The sequence below is a fragment of the Pseudomonas sp. B21-056 genome (assembly GCF_026016325.1).
Classification (GTDB): Bacteria; Pseudomonadota; Gammaproteobacteria; order Pseudomonadales; family Pseudomonadaceae; genus Aquipseudomonas.
This window is the reverse complement of the sequence record NZ_CP087203.1, coordinates 5960260-5978346: the sequence shown is the minus strand read 5'-3', so window position 1 is coordinate 5978346 and position 18087 is coordinate 5960260. Positions and strand designations below refer to the sequence as shown.

Sequence of the window (18087 nt, the reverse complement as noted above, 5' to 3'; positions counted from 1 at the left end):
CCTTGCAGTCGTTCGAGCGCTGTCACGCCTTCGAACAACCCGTATTGTGAATAAGGCCATTGGTCTTTACCGATGACCCGAGGATACTAACCGCCGTTTCCTGTCCCGAGGCCAAGATGTTTGTAAAACGATTTTCCATGGTCATGCTGGCCTGCCTGATGTTGTCCGCCTGCGGCGGTGTCGATCCCAACTCCCCGCTGGGCCAGCGCAAGGCGATTTTCAAGCAGATGCTCAAGACCAACGAGGAGTTGGGCGGCATGCTGCGTGGCCGGGTTCCGTTCGACGGTGCGCGCTTCGCCGAGGGGGCCGTGCGGCTTGACCAACTGTCTCGCGAACCGTGGAAACATTTCCCGCCAGTACGCGAGCAGGAGCACACCAGCGCCCGGGATGAAGTCTGGCAGAAACAGGCGCGCTTCCAGGAACTGGCCCACAGTCTTGAAACGGCCACCGGCGAGTTGGTGACGGCCAGCAAGGTCCAACCCTACAGCGCCAGTTACCTGGGGCCGGCGGTGCAGAAAGTCGAGGATGCGTGCAGTGCCTGTCATAAGGAATTTCGGGATCATTGACGTAGGGCCGCTTCAAGTTGCGAGCTTATTTGTCCAACTCATCCACCGCCTCCTGCAGTTCCTTGCGGGAGGCTGCCAGCTTGTCCTTGCGCTTGTTGATGCGCTCGGGGTCGCCTTTTTTCATGGCCTTTTCCAGGTCGGCCTGGCGACGGCTGACTTCGTGCTTGGCGTCGAGCACCTTGGTTTCACGTTCCTTGCGCAAGGATGCGTCGGTGCAATGGGTGGTGACTTCATTGAGGGCGGTTTCCAGGCCTGCTTGCTGGTCCGCATTGCCTCGGGACTTGGCCAGTTCGATCTGGTTGATGATGCCCTGGCGCTTGGCTGCGCAGCCGGTCAATTCCGGGGTTTGCTCGTCCGCCATCAGGGGCGTGGCCATGGCGGTGCACAAGACCAGCAGGGCAAGGGGGGGCAGGAAATTCATAGCAACTCCGTAAAAAGCTCGCGAGCGGTCGGTCCAGATGCGCTGTTGGAACGCATGTCCGCCCCTTGGGTTCAACTGCGCGGGACAATGTCAGAAACCTTCGACCCCGGCAGTGCGTAATACTTCACTCAACGCCAGCACTTGCGGGTCGCGAAAAAAAGCGCTCAGTTGCGCGGCGCGTCCCGGCCCTATGCCGGCTTCGGCTTGCCATTGTTCGGTCGTTCGTTCGGCCAGCACCTGCCACGGCCCATCCAGGCGGGCCTCCCCGGTGGGTGGCAGCCCTAGGCCCTTTAGCCATTGATCGAACGGGCGTTGTCGGGCGCTGTGCAGGCTGGCGAGCAGACGGGTGCTGCTGCGCTCGCCGAAGCCGGTCATGTTAGCAAGCTCGGCGGCATCGAGGGTCATCCAATCCAGCAATCCGTCAAGTCGGCCCGCAGCAAGGAGTTTCTCCCAGGTCCCGGGGCCGACATGGGGCAGGGCGAGGCCGTGCTTGCCGCTGAGCCAGTTCAGGCGTGCGAGGAATTGGCTTTCGCAGCCGGGCGTCGGTTGCCAGCAACTCAGCGGATGATAATCCGCCGCCACGGGGACAGTGATGTCCGCTCGTTCGACACCGCGCAGCACGACGCCATCGAGACGTGGGATGGTCAGCCCGGCGAGGCTGATGGCTACCCGGTCTCCGGGGCGGATGTCCATGGCCTCCCAACGCTTGAGGGAGCTGACGCTTACCCGGCGGATCTGTCGGTCGTCGAGCATCACCGGCTCAAGTTCCAGCAGCGGTGTGATGCGTCCGGTGCGCCCGATCTTGAAGTGCACCTTGCGCACCTGTGCCAGTGCCTGGGCGTAAGGGTATTTCCAGGCCACGCTCCAGAACGGCGCCTTGGCCTGCCAGCGGTCGGCCGGCGGTCGATGACTTTGGCGCAGGACGATCCCATCGCTGGCGAATGGCAGCGGCGTGCGATACCAGTGGTCGCGCCAGCGCTCGGCGTCGGCCAGCACCTGGACAGGCTGGCTGTAGTCGCGGGTGTCGGCGAAGCCCAGTGCAGCCAGTGCGGCCTCCCGTTCAGGCAGGGTAGCCGGCCCTTCGGGCCAGTCCCAGGTGAACAGGCCGATGCCTGACGCTTCTTCAGATGTCAGCTCCTTGCGGGCCATCAACCCCGCCACGGTTGCCCGGGCATTGAGACTGCCACTTCTGGCCTGCACATGATCGTTCAGTCGCCAGTACAACTCGCCCTGAACGAGCAGGTCCGAAGGTCGCCGCAGGCGCTGGGGAATGGCGCCGATCTTGCGCGCCGTCGCCGTCCAGTCATGTCCTTGAACGCCATCGCCGCGGCTGATCGCCTGATGCAGCCGACCTTCGCGATAGATCAGGGTGACCGCCACACCGTCGACTTTCGGCTGGGCCCAGATGCCCTGCCGATTTTGCAGCCAGGCCCGCACGGCAGCCGTATCCTTCAGTTTATCCAGGCCGGTGTGAGCGACCGGGTGCGGCACTTTCCCGCCCGTCGAGCGCAGCGGGTCAGCGGGTGGAGGCAGATCAAAACAGCTGCGCCATTGGCTCAGTTGCGTGCGGAACTGATCGTAAAGCTCATCGGCCACCAGCGACCGGCCGAGACGGTGATAGCTGTCGTCCCACGCGTCGATCTGCCGCTGCAAGGCCGCAACCTCCAGCCCGGCACGTTCGTTGGGCCAATCGGGGCAAGGCGCCGCAATAGCGGGGGTGGGGGCGAGTATCAAAAAGGCGAGTACACACAATAACGGCAGCATCGAAGCATCCTTGCTGGGTGATGTGCTGAAGGCTAGTCACTGAAGCAGAGGGTGCCAGGGCCGGATGGTTACCGGATTTTGCCGAGCCTGATGGCACTACTGCGGCGGTACAGTGGAGTGCGATTTGATCGGGTAACTGTCTCTTGAACCCATTGCTGGCCGGTGCAGAATGGACCTCCGATCCGCGCTGCCAGGAGTGCCCCCGATGGACCTGACGACACTCGCTGTTTTCATTCCGGCCTGTTTCGCCCTGAACATGGCGCCAGGACCGAATAACCTGTTGTCCATCAGCAACGCCTCGCGTTATGGCTTCGTCCGGGCGTGCAGCGGTGGCATGGGCCGGCTGCTGGCGTTCGCGATCATGATTGCCCTGGCGGCGGTGGGCCTGACGGCTGTGCTGCATACCTCGGAATTGTTGTTCCTGGGGATCAAGCTCGTGGGTGCCGGGTATCTGTTCTACCTCGCCGTGCAACTGTGGCGGGCCCGACCCGAGGCCGGTGGTGAAGCTGCGATGGGCTCGAAGGGCATGGGGCAACTGGCGCGCCAGGAATTCCTGGTGGCGATCGGCAATCCCAAGGCAATCCTGTTGTTTACCGCGTTTCTACCGCAGTTCGTCGACCGCTCCGGTACGGTCACCCAGCAGTTCGCCGTGCTGGGCGGGCTGTTCCTGGCGTTGGAGTGCATCGCCATCGGGTTGTATTGCTACATGGGTATCTATGCGCGCAAGCTGTTTGCCCAACCCAGTGGCAAGCGCTTGTTCAACCGGATGTGTGCAGGACTGTTGGCGAGCGCGGCTTCGTTCCTGCTGGTGGCGCGGCGTTCCTGAAGTTTCGGCGGCAGACTTGTGCAACCAAGCATGAAAAAGCCCCTGGCGACCAAGTCGCCAGGGGCTTTTTCATAGCAGCGGGTATTACAGGCCGGCAGCGGCGCGCAGGGCGTCGGCGCGGTCGGTTTTTTCCCAGGTGAAGGTGGTGAACGTGTCGCCACCGACAGTCTTGGTTTGCGGCGTGCGACCGAAGTGGCCGTAGGCTGCGGTTTCCTGGTACATCGGGTGCAGCAGGTCGAGCATGGTGGTGATGGCGTATGGACGCAGGTCGAACACCTCACGGACCAGCTTGATGATCTTGTCGTCGCCGATCTTGCCGGTGCCGAAGGTGTTCAGCGAGATCGACGTAGGCTGGGCAACGCCGATGGCGTAGGAAACCTGGATCTCGCAGCGCTCGGCCAGGCCGGCGGCGACGATGTTCTTGGCCACATAGCGACCGGCGTAGGCCGCCGAGCGGTCAACCTTCGATGGATCCTTGCCGGAGAATGCACCACCGCCGTGACGGGCCATGCCGCCGTAGCTGTCGACGATGATCTTGCGACCGGTCAGGCCGCAGTCGCCCACCGGGCCACCGATGATGAAGTTGCCGGTCGGGTTGATGTGGAACTGGGTGTCCTTGTTCAGCAGCTCGGCAGGCAGCACGTGCTTGACGATCAGTTCCATCACGCCTTCGCGCAGGTCTTTGTAGGACACTTCAGGGTTGTGTTGGGTCGACAGCACGATGGCGTCGATACCCACCACCTTGCCGTTTTCGTAACGGCAGGTGACCTGGGACTTGGCATCCGGACGCAGCCACGGCAGCAGGCCGGATTTACGGGCTTCGGCCTGGCGCTGCACCAGTTGGTGCGAGAAGGTGATCGGAGCCGGCATCAGCACGTCGGTTTCGTTGCTGGCGTAGCCGAACATCAGGCCCTGGTCGCCGGCGCCCTGGTCTTCCGGCTTGCTGCGGTCAACGCCTTGGGCGATGTCCACCGATTGTTTGCCGATGATGTTCATCACGCCGCAGGTCGCGCCGTCGAAACCGACGTCGGAGCTGTTGTAGCCGATGCCCAGGATGACGTCACGGACGATCTGTTCCAGGTCGACCCAGGCCGAGGTGGTGACTTCGCCGGCGATGATCGCCACGCCCGTTTTCACCAGAGTCTCGCACGCCACGCGGGCGAACTTGTCTTCAGCAATGATGGCGTCCAGCACCGCATCAGAAATCTGGTCGGCGATTTTGTCCGGATGCCCTTCAGACACGGACTCGGAGGTGAAAAGGGAGTATTCGCTCATCTCGATGTTTTCCTACAAGTTACCGATGGTGAGTGTCGCCAGCCGGTCGCTGAAAATGGCGAACCTGGATCTGGAAACCATTACGTAAGCCTACATAGAGGCTTTCCCCGGGCACGAGGCCCGCAGCGGTGGCCCAACGGGCCAGATCGTCCTGTTCAAACCCCAGCCAGAGATCACCGCAGGCCTCCCTGGCCCAACTCTGGTTGTGGCTGCATAACTCTGTCACCAACAGGCTACCGCCTGGTTGCAGCAGGCCGGCCATGTGCCTGAGCGCATCGGCCGGTGCGGCGAAATGGTGCAGTACCATATTCAATACAACGCAATCGGCCTGCAGGTTCACGCCCTCCAAGGCATCGGCCAATTGCAGGCTGACATGAGTCAGCTTTTCGCGTTCGCACACCTGGCGCGCCAGTTCGAGCATGGCCGGGCTGTTGTCCAGCGCCGTCACCTGGCTGAAGCGCCGCGCCAGTTCCGGCAGGAAGGCGCCGTCGCCGGGGCCGACTTCGATGGCGGTGGCGGCAGGCTCGAAGCTCAGCTTGTCGAGCAGCGCCACGACGCTCTCACGGTACTGCGGCAGTCCCGCGATCAGGTCCTGCTGGGCACGAAACTTCTCTGCCACCCGTGCGAAAAAGTCCTGGCTGGCAGCGGCTCGTTGCCCGTGTACCTGGGCGATGCGCGCCTGCACCTCGATCGGCAGGTCCAATTCGTCCACTTCGTCCAGCAATGCCGCGTGCAGCTTGCCACCCAACAGATCGGTATGGGGCAGGGCGCGGCGATAGAAAATGGCATTGCCTTCACGACGGGTTGCCACCAGGTCGGCCTGGGCCAGGACCTTGAGGTGATGGCTCATGCCGGACTGACCGATGCCGAAGATCTGCGCCAGTTCCAGTACGCCGAACGAGTCGTTGGCCAGGGCGCGCAATACATTGAGCCGCAACGGATCGCCGCCGGCCTTGCAAAGGGCCGCCAGCTCATCGCTGTCTTCATGGCGGATGGACGGCACGCGTAAGTTCATAGGGCGGCAGTCTAGTGATGGGTCTGGATCACCGCAAGTTCAATATCAAAAAGTTTTGATATTGCTCGATAAATGGCACTTCCCGAAACGGGCTTTACTCTACAAACCATCCGCGGAAAGGTTTCACCTGGCGAAAGCGCCTTTATCCACCGGAAAAACCGCTCTGTATGACTATCTGTCATTGCCCCGGGCCGGTGGGTGAGGGAAAATGCACGCCTTTTTTCAGTTTCGTTATTCAAACCCCAGGAGATCAGCGATGCCCAGCCGTCGTGAGCGTGCCAATGCCATTCGTGCCCTCAGCATGGATGCCGTGCAGAAAGCCAACAGCGGCCACCCAGGTGCCCCAATGGGCATGGCGGATATCGCCGAGGTGCTGTGGCGCGACTACCTCAAGCACAGCCCGAGCAATCCATCGTTCGCCGACCGTGACCGCTTCGTGCTGTCCAACGGTCACGGCTCGATGTTGATCTACTCGCTGCTGCACCTGACCGGCTACGACCTGTCGATCGATGACCTGAAAAATTTCCGTCAACTGCACAGCCGCACCCCGGGCCACCCGGAATACGGCTACACCCCGGGCGTGGAAACCACCACCGGCCCGCTGGGTCAGGGCCTGGCCAATGCCGTGGGCTTCGCCCTGGCGGAAAAAGTCCTGGCGGCGCAGTTCAACCGCCCGGGGCATAACGTTGTCGACCACCACACCTACGTGTTCCTGGGTGATGGCTGCATGATGGAAGGCATTTCCCACGAAGTCGCCTCCCTGGCCGGCACCTTGGGCCTGGACAAGCTGATCGCTTTCTATGACGACAACGGCATCTCCATCGATGGCGAAGTCGAGGGCTGGTTCACCGACGACACCCCCAAGCGTTTCGAAGCCTATAACTGGCTGGTGATCCGCAACGTCGATGGCCACGATCCGGAAGAGATCAAGACCGCCATCGAGACCGCCCGCAAGAGCAGCCAGCCGACCCTGATCTGCTGCAAGACCACCATCGGTTTCGGCTCGCCGAACAAGCAAGGCAAGGAAGACTGCCACGGCGCGCCACTGGGTGCCGAGGAAATCGCCCTGACCCGCGCTGCGCTGAAGTGGAACCACGGTCCATTCGAAGTTCCGGCGGACATCTACGCCGAGTGGGACGCCAAGGAAAAAGGCCGTGCCCTCGAAGCCGAATGGGACCAGCGTTTCGCGGCCTATTCCGCCGAATTCCCTGAGTTGGCCAACGAGTTGGTGCGTCGCCTGAGCGGTGAACTGCCGGCCGACTTCGCCGAAAAAGCCTCGGCCTACATCGCCGAAGTCGCGGCCAAGGGCGAAACCATCGCCAGCCGCAAGGCCAGCCAGAACACCCTGAACGCTTTCGGCCCATTGCTGCCGGAACTGCTCGGCGGTTCGGCCGACCTGGCCGGTTCCAACCTGACCCTGTGGAAAGGCTGCAAGGGTGTCAGCGCCGAAGACGCCAGCGGCAACTACATGTACTACGGCGTTCGTGAATTCGGCATGAGCGCGATCATGAACGGGGTTGCGCTGCACGGCGGCCTGGTGCCTTACGGCGCCACCTTCCTGATGTTCATGGAATACGCCCGCAATGCCGTGCGCATGTCGGCGTTGATGAAGAAGCGCGTGCTCTACGTGTTCACCCACGACTCCATCGGCCTGGGCGAAGACGGCCCGACTCACCAGCCGATCGAGCAACTGGCGAGCCTGCGTTGCACCCCGAACCTGGACACCTGGCGCCCTTGTGACGCGGTGGAATCGGCGGTGGCCTGGAAGTACGCCATCGAACGCAACGACGGCCCGTCGGCGCTGATCTTCTCCCGTCAGAACCTGCAGCATCAGGCTCGCGAAGTCAGCCAGATCGACGAGATCGCCCGTGGCGGCTATGTGCTCAAGGATTGCATCGGCGAGCCTGAGCTGATCCTGATCGCTACCGGTTCCGAAGTCGGCCTGGCTGTTCAGGCCTACGACAAGCTGACCGAGCAGGGCCGCAACGTGCGCGTGGTGTCCATGCCTTGCACCAGCGTGTTCGACGCCCAGGACGCCGGCTACAAGCAGGCGGTCCTGCCGTTGCAGGTCAGCGCCCGGATCGCCATCGAGGCTGCTCATGCCGATTACTGGTACAAGTACGTGGGCCTGGAAGGCCGCGTGATCGGCATGACCACCTACGGCGAGTCGGCACCTGCGCCGGCGTTGTTCGAGGAATTCGGCTTTACCCTGGAAAACATCCTGGGCCAGGCTGAAGAGTTGCTGGAAGACTGATCTGCAAACAGGCTGCTTGCTCTGACGCCATCGCGAGCAGGCTCGCTCCCACAAGGATCTCCACCGACCCCTGTGGGAGCGAGCCTGCTCGCGATGGCGTTGGTTCAGACGCTACTGTATTAACGGATTCAATCAGGCCAAAGACCCCTATGCTCCAACCGCGTCCCTACAAAGTTGCACTCAACGGCTACGGCCGGATTGGTCGTTGCGTCTTGCGTGCGTTGTTCGAGCGAGGGGCTGAGGCCGGTTTCGAGATCGTCGCAATCAACGATCTGGCCGACATGGCCAGCATCGAGTACCTGACACGCTTCGACTCCACCCATGGCCGGTTCCCCGGCGAAGTGCGGGTCGAGGGCGATTGTCTGCACATTAATGGCAACTGCGTGAAAGTCCTGCGCAGTGCCACTCCCGAAGGCATCGACTGGGCGTCCCTGGGCGTCGATCTGGTGCTCGAGTGCTCCGGGGCCTACCACACCCGCGAAGACGGCGAGCGTTTCCTTGCGGCCGGTGCGCCGCGAGTGCTGTTTTCCCAGCCGATGGCCAGCGAAGCGGATGTGGACGCCACCATCGTCTACGGCGTCAACCAGGATTGCCTGACCGGGCACGAACTGCTGGTCTCCAACGCGTCTTGCACCACCAACTGCGGCGTGCCGCTGTTGCGCCTGCTGGATCAGGCCATTGGCCTGGAATACGTGTCGATCACCACCATCCACTCGGCGATGAACGATCAGCCGGTGATCGATGCCTATCATCACGAAGACTTGCGCCGCACCCGTTCGGCGTTCCAGTCGGTGATTCCGGTGTCCACTGGTCTGGCGCGTGGCATTGAACGGCTGCTGCCGGAACTTGCGGGGAGAATTCAGGCCAAAGCCGTGCGAGTGCCGACGGTCAACGTGTCCTGCCTCGACATGACGATGCAGACCGTGAGCGACACCGACGCCACCGAGGTCAATCGGATCCTGCGCGAAGCCGCTACCAACGGCCCGCTCAAGGGCCTTCTGGCCTACACCGAGTTGCCCCATGCCAGTTGTGATTTTAACCATGACCCGCATTCGGCCATCGTCGATGCCAGCCAGACCCGTGTATCCGGCCCGAGGCTGGTGAACATCCTGGCCTGGTTCGACAACGAATGGGGTTTTGCCAACCGAATGCTCGACGTTGCCGAACATTATCTGCAAGCGGCGACTTCGCTGGCGGCCTCTGTTTCCAACAAACCTGCTCCCTAAACAGTTATCCAGGAATTGCGACCCATGACCGTGTTGAAGATGTCCGACCTCGATCTGCAAGGTAAGCGCGTACTGATCCGCGAAGACCTCAACGTCCCTGTGAAGGACGGTGTCGTCACCAGCGACGCGCGTATCCTGGCTTCGCTGCCGACCATCAAGCTGGCCCTGGAAAAAGGTGCGGCCGTGATGGTCTGCTCCCACCTGGGCCGTCCGACCGAAGGCGAGTTCTCGGCCGAAAACAGCCTCAAGCCCGTGGCCGACTACCTGAGCCGTGCCCTGGGTCGCGAAGTGCCGCTGGTGGCTGACTACCTGGGTGGCGTCGATGTGAAGGCCGGTGATGTCGTGCTGTTCGAAAACGTGCGCTTCAACAAGGGCGAGAAAAAGAACGCCGACGAGTTGGCCCAGCAATACGCCGCCCTGTGCGACGTGTTCGTGATGGACGCTTTCGGCACCGCCCACCGTGCCGAGGGTTCGACCCACGGCGTGGCGAAGTTCGCCAAGGTCGCCGCGGCCGGTCCGCTGTTGGCCGCTGAACTGGATGCACTGGGCAAGGCCCTGGGTGCGCCGGCCAAGCCGATGGCTGCCATCGTCGCCGGCTCCAAGGTTTCGACGAAACTCGACGTGCTCAACAGCCTGAGCCAGATCTGCGACCAGTTGATCGTCGGCGGCGGCATCGCCAACACCTTCCTCGCCGCAGCCGGTCACCCGGTCGGCAAGTCCCTGTATGAGCCGGATCTGCTGGACACCGCCCGGGCAATCGCCGCGAAGGTCAGCGTGCCGTTGCCGGTGGATGTGGTGGTCGCCAAGGAATTCGCCGAAAGCGTGGCTGCTACCGTCAAGGCCATCGCCGACGTGGCTGCCGACGACATGATCCTGGACATCGGCCCACAGACGGCGGCCAACTTTGCCGAATTGTTGAAATCCTCTAGGACTATCCTGTGGAACGGCCCGGTCGGTGTGTTCGAGTTCGACCAGTTCGGCAACGGCACCAAGGTCCTGGCCCAGGCCATCGCCGACAGCGCTGCATTTTCCATCGCTGGTGGTGGCGACACCTTGGCAGCCATCGACAAATATGGTGTGGCCGAACAGATCTCCTACATTTCCACCGGCGGCGGTGCGTTCCTCGAGTTCGTCGAAGGCAAAGTGCTGCCGGCGGTAGAAGTCCTGGAAAGCCGGGCCAAGGCCTGAGGCTGCATTGACCAGGCAAGGGAGTGTTTTTATGGTCAAGACGTGGACGCTTTTGTTGTTGACCGCGGCCCTGGCCGCTTGCGGGAGTCACCCGCAAGCGACGCCGGAACCGGCCGCCAGCGATCCGGAGCCAGGCTGCTACCAGGCGGACTGGCAGGCGGAAACCAACCCGGTGCTGAACAAGCGCTCGGGGCCGGACGGTCTGGACAAATACGAAACGCAAACCCCGGCCAAGGAACATGGTTGTCCTTGACGGGTCTGACCCTTTAACTCATGGCTGGCGGCATGCGCCGTCGGTCGAGGAACACGGATGAAAGGCTTGATCGCCGTTGTGGCGTTGGCATTGCTGGCCGGTTGCGCGCAGTTGGGTTTATCCAGTGCTTCCGAGCCTGTGGCGGGTTGGACGACCTGGACCTGCGACAGCGAGGCCAAGGTGCTCTGGCGCTACACCGACGGCACCCGCACGGCAGTCGATGTGCGCCTCGGCGGGGCCGAGCAGGTTTACCACCTGAAGCAGGAGCCGGGTGCGTCGGGCGCGCTGTACAGCGACGACATGCTGGCGTTTCACATCAACGGTGACGAAGGCCTGGCGTACTGGGTTGCCACCAATGATTTGATTGGCCGGGGTTGCAAGGCGCAGTAAGAAGATTGAATGGATCCCCACAGATCCTGTGTGGGAGCGAGCTTGCTCGCGATAGCGGCGTATCAGGCAACATTAATGTTGAATGTGGCGTCCTCATCGCGAGCAAGCTCGCTCCCACAGGGGGTTCTCAGTTCTGTATTTTGTGACACCGAACACGCAGGCCGAGGCTAACCCCCCCGACCCGCAATGACTTGAATAGCCGCCGCCGCTACGGCAGGCTGGCACGATTAACGACCCTCGACCGGGAGAGACACACAATGGCACTTATCAGCATGCGTCAGATGCTGGACCACGCAGCCGAGTTCGGCTACGGCGTTCCAGCCTTTAACGTCAACAACCTTGAGCAGATGCGCGCCATCATGGAAGCCGCTGACAAGACCGACTCTCCGGTGATCGTCCAGGCCTCGGCCGGCGCTCGCAAATATGCCGGTGCGCCGTTCCTGCGTCACCTGATCCTGGCGGCAATCGAAGAATTCCCGCATATCCCGGTGTGCATGCACCAGGACCACGGCACCAGCCCTGACGTCTGCCAGCGCTCCATCCAACTGGGCTTCAGCTCGGTGATGATGGACGGTTCCCTGGGCGAAGACGGCAAGACCCCGACCGACTACGAATACAACGTGCGCGTCACCCAACAAACCGTGGCCATGGCCCACGCCTGCGGCGTCTCGGTGGAAGGTGAACTGGGTTGCCTGGGCTCGCTGGAAACCGGCATGGCCGGTGAAGAAGACGGTATCGGCGCAGAAGGCGTGCTGGACCACAGCCAGATGCTGACCGACCCGGAAGAAGCCGCCGACTTCGTCAAGAAAACCCAGGTCGACGCCCTGGCCATCGCCATCGGCACCAGCCACGGCGCCTACAAGTTCACCAAGCCGCCGACCGGCGACGTGCTGGCGATCGACCGCATCAAGGAAATCCACAAGCGCATCCCCAACACCCACCTGGTGATGCACGGCTCGTCCTCGGTGCCGCAGGAATGGCTGGCGATCATCAACCAGTACGGTGGCGACATCAAGGAAACCTACGGCGTGCCGGTCGAGGAAATCGTCGAGGGCATCAAGCACGGCGTGCGCAAGGTCAACATCGACACTGACCTGCGCCTGGCGTCTACCGGTGCAATGCGTCGTTTGATGGCGACCAACCCGAGCGAGTTCGATCCGCGTAAATTCTTTGGCGCGACAGTGACTGCGATGCGTGATGTGTGTATCGCGCGCTATGAGGCGTTTGGTACGGCGGGTAATGCTTCGAAGATCAAGCCGATCTCCATGGAAGCGATGTTCCAGCGTTATCTGAAAGGTGAGTTGAACGCCAAGGTCAACTGAGGCCTGAACGGAAAAAGCCCGCAGTGATCAATGCGGGTTTTTTTATGCGCGGGATTTATTTTTGACCTCCTCGTTTCGTGCTCATCTCTGTTGCAGCCGATGGCCTCTCGTACATAACCAAACTTGAAATGTCCGCCATAAAGGACCTGGCCAGGTTCAACCGGTGCGAGCTTGTTCGCGATTGCGCTGTGTCAGTTACCCTTCATGTTGCTGAACCAGCGCATCGCGAGCAGGGTTTTTATTTTCCTTCGAGCCCGCGTTGTTCAATCACCCCAAATACGTCGGTGACATCCTGAACCAGAATCCGGGCGACATTAGTGAGGGTATTGAAGTCGCCGGCGGCGGAGTCGCGCAGGGTGGCGCAGGCCATGAGCGTCAGGTAGTCGAGTGTGGCATGCAGGCGTTCGCTGGCGCAGGCGTGGAGTTCGGGGAGTGAGGCCGTGCTGTCGATGAACAGGACGGGTTCGGTGGTGGCGATTGGGGTTAGTGGAGTGAAGCGGTGGGGCGATTGTTCAGTGTTCATGATTATTTCCCAACTCAAACGAAGAAATTGCCGCCGTTTGCTGCGAAACAAATGGGTGGCAGCCGTATGCAGGTTCGCAGACCGAGGAGTTAGGAACTCGGCAGACCCGAGGATCTCCCACACACAGCCGCCATAAAAAGCCGAACGTAGGAAAATTGCCTATGTCGATTTTTGACGGTTGTGATTCTAACTCACCCGGGCTGCGAAACCCTGTCCCTGACCCAAAGCCAGCAGACGAACCGAACTATAGAAGGCGATTTTCGGCGCAACAACCGGCCTGTAGGACCCCCGCAACCCCCTTGGCGAGGGAGCTTGCTCCCGCTCGGTGGCGCAGCCGCCGTAAACCTTGGGCATGGGGTGGGTCTGACGAAAAGAAGGGGCTGCTTCGCAGCCCGACGGGGATAAATCCCCTCGCCACGAAGAGCGGATTCCTACGAGATTTTCGGAGCTGAAGATTCAGGTGTTGTGATCGATATCCAGCTTGCTGAACGTCACTTTCCCGCCTTCGCTGGTATAGCCCGTGTTGTCCTGCACATACACCCCGGCCTTGAAATACAGCGGTTTGACTCGCCAGGTGGAACTGATGGTGGTGTACCAGCTACGACCCGCCGCGGTGATGCCCAGGTCGCCGGTGCGATCCAGGTGGATCCGGTAAGAGAAGGCCTGGGCAAGTTTCACACCGCTGGCCACCGTAATGACCCGGCCCTCGCTGTCATCGGGGCGCATGCGGACCTTGGCGACGATGTCGCCGGTGTCGCTGGCGTCCTTGTACTGGTACTCCAGTTTCACCATGGGCTTGTTGCTGTCCTTTGCGTGGATCTGGCCGATCACCACCTTGCCGCTGCTGGGCACCTGGTTGACGGTCAGGGTGGCATTCAGATGATTGTCGGCATCGGGATACAACCAGTTGCGCAAGGTGCCGTCCTTGTAGGTCTCCCGCAGTTCACTGCGCGGATAGATCGCGTTCTCTGTCTTGGCGCCGGTGACCGGGGCCCAGAAATACACGGTGCTGCCTTCGGAGTTGAAGTACTTGTCCTTGAATCCATCTACCAGTCGCGGGGTTTCGATGGTTTTCGGGGGCTGCCTTCTGGAATGCTCAAGTTCCAGGTTGCAAGATCGACCATGTTTGGATCCTTTCTTCGAGTAGTAAAGCTGCAAGACCCAACCGGAGGCTCTATTCCAGGCATCTTGACGTGCCTTGAAAGCGCGGGAATCGAACGTTTTGCTGTTCGTCCGGCGGCGGGTTGGCGTCAACTGTCCGTCAGAGTGGTCTTCGCGGCTTTTGTGCCCGAGAGGGACGACCGTTAGTCGGCTACTTTGAAATTTGTCCGAACGGTGGCGATATGGCAGCGGTCGCTTTCAACGTCTGCGAAAGCAGCGATCCATGCTGCTGACGCCGTGAGTCCGCCATTAGAGGGTGGTGTGCTTGATTTCCAGCAGGCTGAACGTCACTTTCCCGCCTTCGGTGGGATAGCCGGTGTTGTCCTGCACATACACGCCCGCCTTGAAGTACAGGGGCTTGTCCTTCCAGCTCGGGTCGATGGTCGTTCTCCAGTTGTAACCCGCCGCGGTAATGCCCAAGGCACCTTTCGGGCTGAGGTGGATCATGTAGGAGAAGGCGCGGTCGAGCTTCACGCCGGTGGCGACGGTGATGACCTGGCCTGCTTCGTCATCGGGACGCATCCGTACCTTGGCGACGATGTTGCCGGTGGCGCTGTAGGCCTTGTACTGGTATTCCAGTTTCACCATGGGGCTGGTGCTGTTCTTGGTGTGGATCTGGCCAATCACGATCTTGCCGGTGCTGGGCACCTGGTTGACGGTCACCGTCGCCCGCAGGGTATTGTCCGCCGCCGAATACAGCCAGTTTCGCAGGGTACCGTCGCTGTAGGTTTCCCGCAGTTCGCTGCGCGGGTAAATCGCATTGGCGGTCTTTGTGCCGGTCACCGGGGCCCAAAAAAATACCGTGCCGGTTTCGGCGTTGAAATACTGATCCTTGAACCCTTGCGCCAGGCGAGGGGTTTCGATGGTCATCGCCGGGCTGCCTTCGGGGATGCTCAAATTCCAGGTGTTAAGGTCGATCATGTTCGGTTCCTGCAGTGAAATGTTAGGCGCAACAACGCGAGGCTCTGGCCCGCGAGTTGGGGCGTCCTGGTAGCACCGGTTTGAGCTTGTTGTCGTTATTGCGGCGGATGATTGACGTCAACTGATCGTCACTTTGGGTATTGCAGTTTCTGTGCCCGAGGTGGGTGACCGTTAGTCGGCTATTTCGGGCTTTGTCAGGATGATGGCGTGATGACACCTACTGCTTTTCAAAATCACGGTCTAGAGTGAGATCACAGTATTTGTCTGTTTTGCTACGTAAAACGGACATGGCGCCCCGATAAGAGAAGCAGCATGGAATGCGCGCAACCGACGCTTGTTGAAGACAGCTCTGTCCTTTTGATTGTTGATGATTACCCTGAAAACCTGCTCAGCATGCGAGCATTGTTGCAGCGTCAGGATTGGCAGGTCATGACCGCAGCCTCGGGTGTCGAGGCCCTTAACCTGCTGCTCGAACATGACATCGACCTGGTGCTGCTGGATGTGCAGATGCCGGACATGGACGGTTTCGAAGTGGCGCGCCTGATGCGCGGCAGCCAGCGCACGCGGCTCACGCCGATCATTTTCCTGACAGCCAATGAGCAATCCCAGGACGCGGTGATCAAGGGCTACGCCAGTGGCGCGGTGGACTACCTGTTCAAACCTTTCGATCCGCAGATCCTCAAGCCCAAGGTCCAGGCGTTGCTGGAGCACCAGCGCAATCGCCGGGCCTTGCAGCGCCTGAGCCAGGATCTGGAAGCGGCCAGGGCCTTCAACGCCTCGGTGCTGGACAATGCCGCCGAGGGGATTCTTGTGGTGGACGAGGACGGCTGCATCCGTTTCGCCAACCCGTCCACCTGTCGTCTGCTCAATGCTACGGCGGAGCAGTTGCAGGGGATGCCGTTTCTGGATTACCTGCAGAAGCCGCACATTCCACAGTGGGTCGACTCCGACATTCATGGCGCCTATTGCCGTGGCCAGACCTGGCGCCTGCACGATGCCGTCCTGCGCACCGCACCCGGTCAACAGGTGTCGGTGGCGCTGTCCTGCGCGCCGCTGCCCTCGGAGCAGAAGGCCATGGTGGTGACGCTCCAGGACATGTCGGTGGTCCGCCACCTGCACCAGCAACTGGAGTTCCAGGCTGTCACGGACCCGCTGACCGGTTTGCTCAACCGCAGGGGGTTTTATCAGACCGCCGAAAACCTGCTGATGCGCAGCGAGCGGTTGGAAAGCAACTGGGTGTTGCTGTACCTGGACCTCGACGGTTTCAAGCGCGTCAACGATTCGCTGGGTCACGATGCCGGTGACCGGGTGTTGCGCTGGGTCTCGGAGCAGTTGAAAGCCTGCCTGCGTCCCTTCGACATCCTGGCGCGGCTGGGCGGTGACGAGTTCACGGCGCTGCTGGACCTGGAGCTCCCGGAGCAGGCGGCCAAGATTGCGGAAAAGCTCATCGAACGGGTCGCAATCTGCCAGCAGATCGAAGGCATGGACGTGGCGCTGGGGGCCAGTATCGGCATTGCGACGTACCCGGATTGCGGCGCCAATCTCGACGGGTTGTTGCGCGCATCGGACATCGCCATGTACGAAGCCAAGCGTGCCGGCCGCCAGCAGTACCGTTTTTACGACCACGAAATGAACGGTCGAGCCCGTTCACGGCTGATGCTCGAGGAAAGCGTGCGCTCGGCCATTGAGAACCGTGACTTCAATATGGTCTACCAGCCTCAGGTGAACATCCGCGATGGGCGGATTCGTGGGTTCGAGGCGTTACTGCGCTGGCAGCACCCGAGCGTCGGCGATGTGCCGCCAGGCCTGTTCCTGCCCTTGCTGGAGGAAGCGCGGCTGATCAGCCGGCTGGGCAGCTGGATTTATCATCGCAGCGCGGCCCAGCGCAAAGTCTGGGAGCGAAATTTCACTGATGACCTGGTGCTGGGGGTGAGTCTGAGCAGTACCCAGTTCGGCATGCCGAACCTGGTGACCGAATTGCGCCAGGTGCTGGAGCGCCATGCCTTGAAACCCCGGCAACTGGAGGTCGAGGTGACCGAGGATGCGCTGATGCGCAATCCCGACGAAACCCAGAAACAACTGCGGCTGCTGCGCCACCTCGGAGTACGGGTGGCGCTGGATGACTTCGGCTCCGGACCCTGCTCGCTGGCGCATTTGCGCGACCTTGAGCTCGATACCCTCAAGCTCGACCGGCACCTGATCGCCCGGTTGCCGGATTCGCCCCGGGATGCTGCCCTGGCGGCCTCGGTGATCGATCTGTGTACGCAACTGGGTTTGCGGGTGATCGCCGAAGGTGTCGAAACCCTGGAGCAATATCGATGGCTGGAAACCCATGGTTGTGAGTACGTGCAGGGGTTCCTCGTGGCGCGACCCTTGATGGCCGAAGACACCGATGCGTTCGCCAAGCCCTTTGACTGGAGCGCGCTGACGGCCTGAGTTCGCTACACTGGCGACCTTTTCCCACAGTATTGCCGTTCGATGACCGTGCTCAAGTACCTCCAGGCCTATCCCGCCGCGCTGCAAGCCCAGGTGCAGCAATTGATCGCCCAGGATCGCCTGGGCGACTACCTGCACCAGCGCTATCCCGGCCGGCATCCGATCCAGAGCGACAAGGCTCTGTACAGTTATGCGCTGGAGCTCAAGCAACAGTACCTGCGTAACGCACCGGCCATCGACAAGGTGTTGTTCGACAACCGCCTCGATCTGACCCATCGCGCCCTCGGCCTGCACACCGCGGTGTCGCGGGTGCAGGGTGGCAAGCTGAAGGCGAAGAAGGAGATCCGCATCGCGTCGCTGTTCAAGGACGCAGCGCCTGAGTTCCTGAAGATGATCGTGGTGCACGAACTGGCCCACTTCAAGGAGTCGGACCACAACAAGGCGTTCTACCAACTCTGCGAGCACATGCTGCCGGGGTATCACCAACTGGAGTTCGACCTGCGGGTGTACCTGACCTGGCGCGATCTGCAACAACCGAAGGAATGA

At 61.4% G+C, this 18087-nt stretch carries 16 protein-coding genes and 1 pseudogene; 10 read left to right on the top strand and 7 right to left on the bottom strand.

The features are described from left to right. The first annotated feature begins 116 nt into the window (after positions 1 to 116). A complete protein-coding gene (locus tag LOY67_RS26170; protein ID WP_265065046.1) occupies positions 117 to 566 on the top strand; it encodes a c-type cytochrome in 450 nt (149 codons plus the stop codon). 25 nt (positions 567 to 591) lie between these two features. Here the strand turns inward: LOY67_RS26170 and LOY67_RS26165 are convergent, their stop codons facing one another. Further along, on the bottom strand, positions 592 to 987 hold the full coding sequence (locus LOY67_RS26165) for a DUF1090 domain-containing protein (RefSeq protein WP_265065045.1): 396 nt from the start codon (positions 985 to 987) through the stop codon (positions 592 to 594). 90 nt (positions 988 to 1077) lie between these two features. Further along, on the bottom strand, positions 1078 to 2751 hold the full coding sequence (gene ligB / locus LOY67_RS26160) for an NAD-dependent DNA ligase LigB (RefSeq protein WP_265065044.1): 1674 nt from the start codon (positions 2749 to 2751) through the stop codon (positions 1078 to 1080). 205 nt (positions 2752 to 2956) lie between these two features. Between ligB and LOY67_RS26155 the strand changes: the two genes are divergently transcribed. Continuing rightward, positions 2957 to 3577: a LysE family translocator gene (locus LOY67_RS26155; RefSeq protein ID WP_265065043.1), complete on the top strand. Its 621-nt coding sequence runs from the start codon at positions 2957 to 2959 to the stop codon at positions 3575 to 3577. An 84-nt stretch (positions 3578 to 3661) separates the two neighbouring features. Here the strand turns inward: LOY67_RS26155 and metK are convergent, their stop codons facing one another. Both metK and LOY67_RS26145 read right to left on the bottom strand, forming a co-directional pair. Next, positions 3662 to 4852: a methionine adenosyltransferase gene (metK, locus tag LOY67_RS26150; protein WP_047702401.1), complete on the bottom strand. Its 1191-nt coding sequence runs from the start codon at positions 4850 to 4852 to the stop codon at positions 3662 to 3664. Positions 4853 to 4871: 19 nt separating this feature from the next. Further along, positions 4872 to 5867, bottom strand: coding sequence for an ArsR/SmtB family transcription factor (locus tag LOY67_RS26145; protein ID WP_265065042.1), 996 nt, complete (start codon positions 5865 to 5867; stop codon positions 4872 to 4874). 256 nt (positions 5868 to 6123) lie between these two features. On the opposite strand from LOY67_RS26145, the gene tkt reads away from it, so the two are divergent. The 6 genes from tkt (at position 6124) to fba (ending at position 12500) form a co-directional block, all read left to right on the top strand. Then, positions 6124 to 8121, top strand: coding sequence for a transketolase (gene tkt / locus LOY67_RS26140; protein WP_265065041.1), 1998 nt, complete (start codon positions 6124 to 6126; stop codon positions 8119 to 8121). A gap of 149 nt (positions 8122 to 8270) precedes the next feature. Further along, positions 8271 to 9347 (top strand): erythrose-4-phosphate dehydrogenase, encoded by a 1077-nt coding sequence (gene epd, locus LOY67_RS26135; RefSeq protein WP_265065040.1) that lies wholly within the window; start codon positions 8271 to 8273, stop codon positions 9345 to 9347. Between the two features lie 24 nt (positions 9348 to 9371). Then, the gene (locus tag LOY67_RS26130) at positions 9372 to 10535 is read left to right on the top strand and encodes a phosphoglycerate kinase (protein WP_265065039.1); all 1164 of its coding nucleotides are present in this window, start codon (positions 9372 to 9374) and stop codon (positions 10533 to 10535) included. Between the two features lie 31 nt (positions 10536 to 10566). Then, positions 10567 to 10788 carry a hypothetical protein gene (locus tag LOY67_RS26125; RefSeq protein WP_265065038.1) on the top strand — a complete coding sequence of 74 codons (222 nt, stop codon included), beginning with the start codon at positions 10567 to 10569 and terminating at the stop codon, positions 10786 to 10788. 57 nt (positions 10789 to 10845) lie between these two features. Then, positions 10846 to 11178: an MliC family protein gene (locus LOY67_RS26120; protein ID WP_265065037.1), complete on the top strand. Its 333-nt coding sequence runs from the start codon at positions 10846 to 10848 to the stop codon at positions 11176 to 11178. A gap of 257 nt (positions 11179 to 11435) precedes the next feature. Next, a complete protein-coding gene (gene fba, locus LOY67_RS26115) occupies positions 11436 to 12500 on the top strand; it encodes a class II fructose-bisphosphate aldolase (RefSeq protein WP_024778835.1) in 1065 nt (354 codons plus the stop codon). Between the two features lie 238 nt (positions 12501 to 12738). Here fba and LOY67_RS26110 read toward each other — a convergent pair whose 3' ends face one another. The 3 genes and pseudogenes from LOY67_RS26110 to LOY67_RS26100 all read right to left on the bottom strand — a co-directional run bounded on the left by LOY67_RS26110 (position 12739) and on the right by LOY67_RS26100 (position 15105). Then, on the bottom strand, positions 12739 to 13023 hold the full coding sequence (locus LOY67_RS26110) for a fructose-bisphosphate aldolase (RefSeq protein ID WP_265065036.1): 285 nt from the start codon (positions 13021 to 13023) through the stop codon (positions 12739 to 12741). A gap of 456 nt (positions 13024 to 13479) precedes the next feature. Continuing rightward, a pseudogene (locus LOY67_RS26105) lies at positions 13480 to 14147 on the bottom strand (polysaccharide lyase family 7 protein). 286 nt (positions 14148 to 14433) lie between these two features. Beyond that, a complete protein-coding gene (locus LOY67_RS26100; RefSeq protein ID WP_265065035.1) occupies positions 14434 to 15105 on the bottom strand; it encodes a polysaccharide lyase family 7 protein in 672 nt (223 codons plus the stop codon). 312 nt (positions 15106 to 15417) lie between these two features. Between LOY67_RS26100 and LOY67_RS26095 the strand changes: the two genes are divergently transcribed. After that, complete coding sequence (locus LOY67_RS26095; protein ID WP_265065034.1) at positions 15418 to 17541, top strand: putative bifunctional diguanylate cyclase/phosphodiesterase; 2124 nt, start codon at positions 15418 to 15420, stop codon at positions 17539 to 17541. Between the two features lie 42 nt (positions 17542 to 17583). After that, positions 17584 to 18087: a M48 family metallopeptidase gene (locus LOY67_RS26090; protein WP_265065033.1), complete on the top strand. Its 504-nt coding sequence runs from the start codon at positions 17584 to 17586 to the stop codon at positions 18085 to 18087.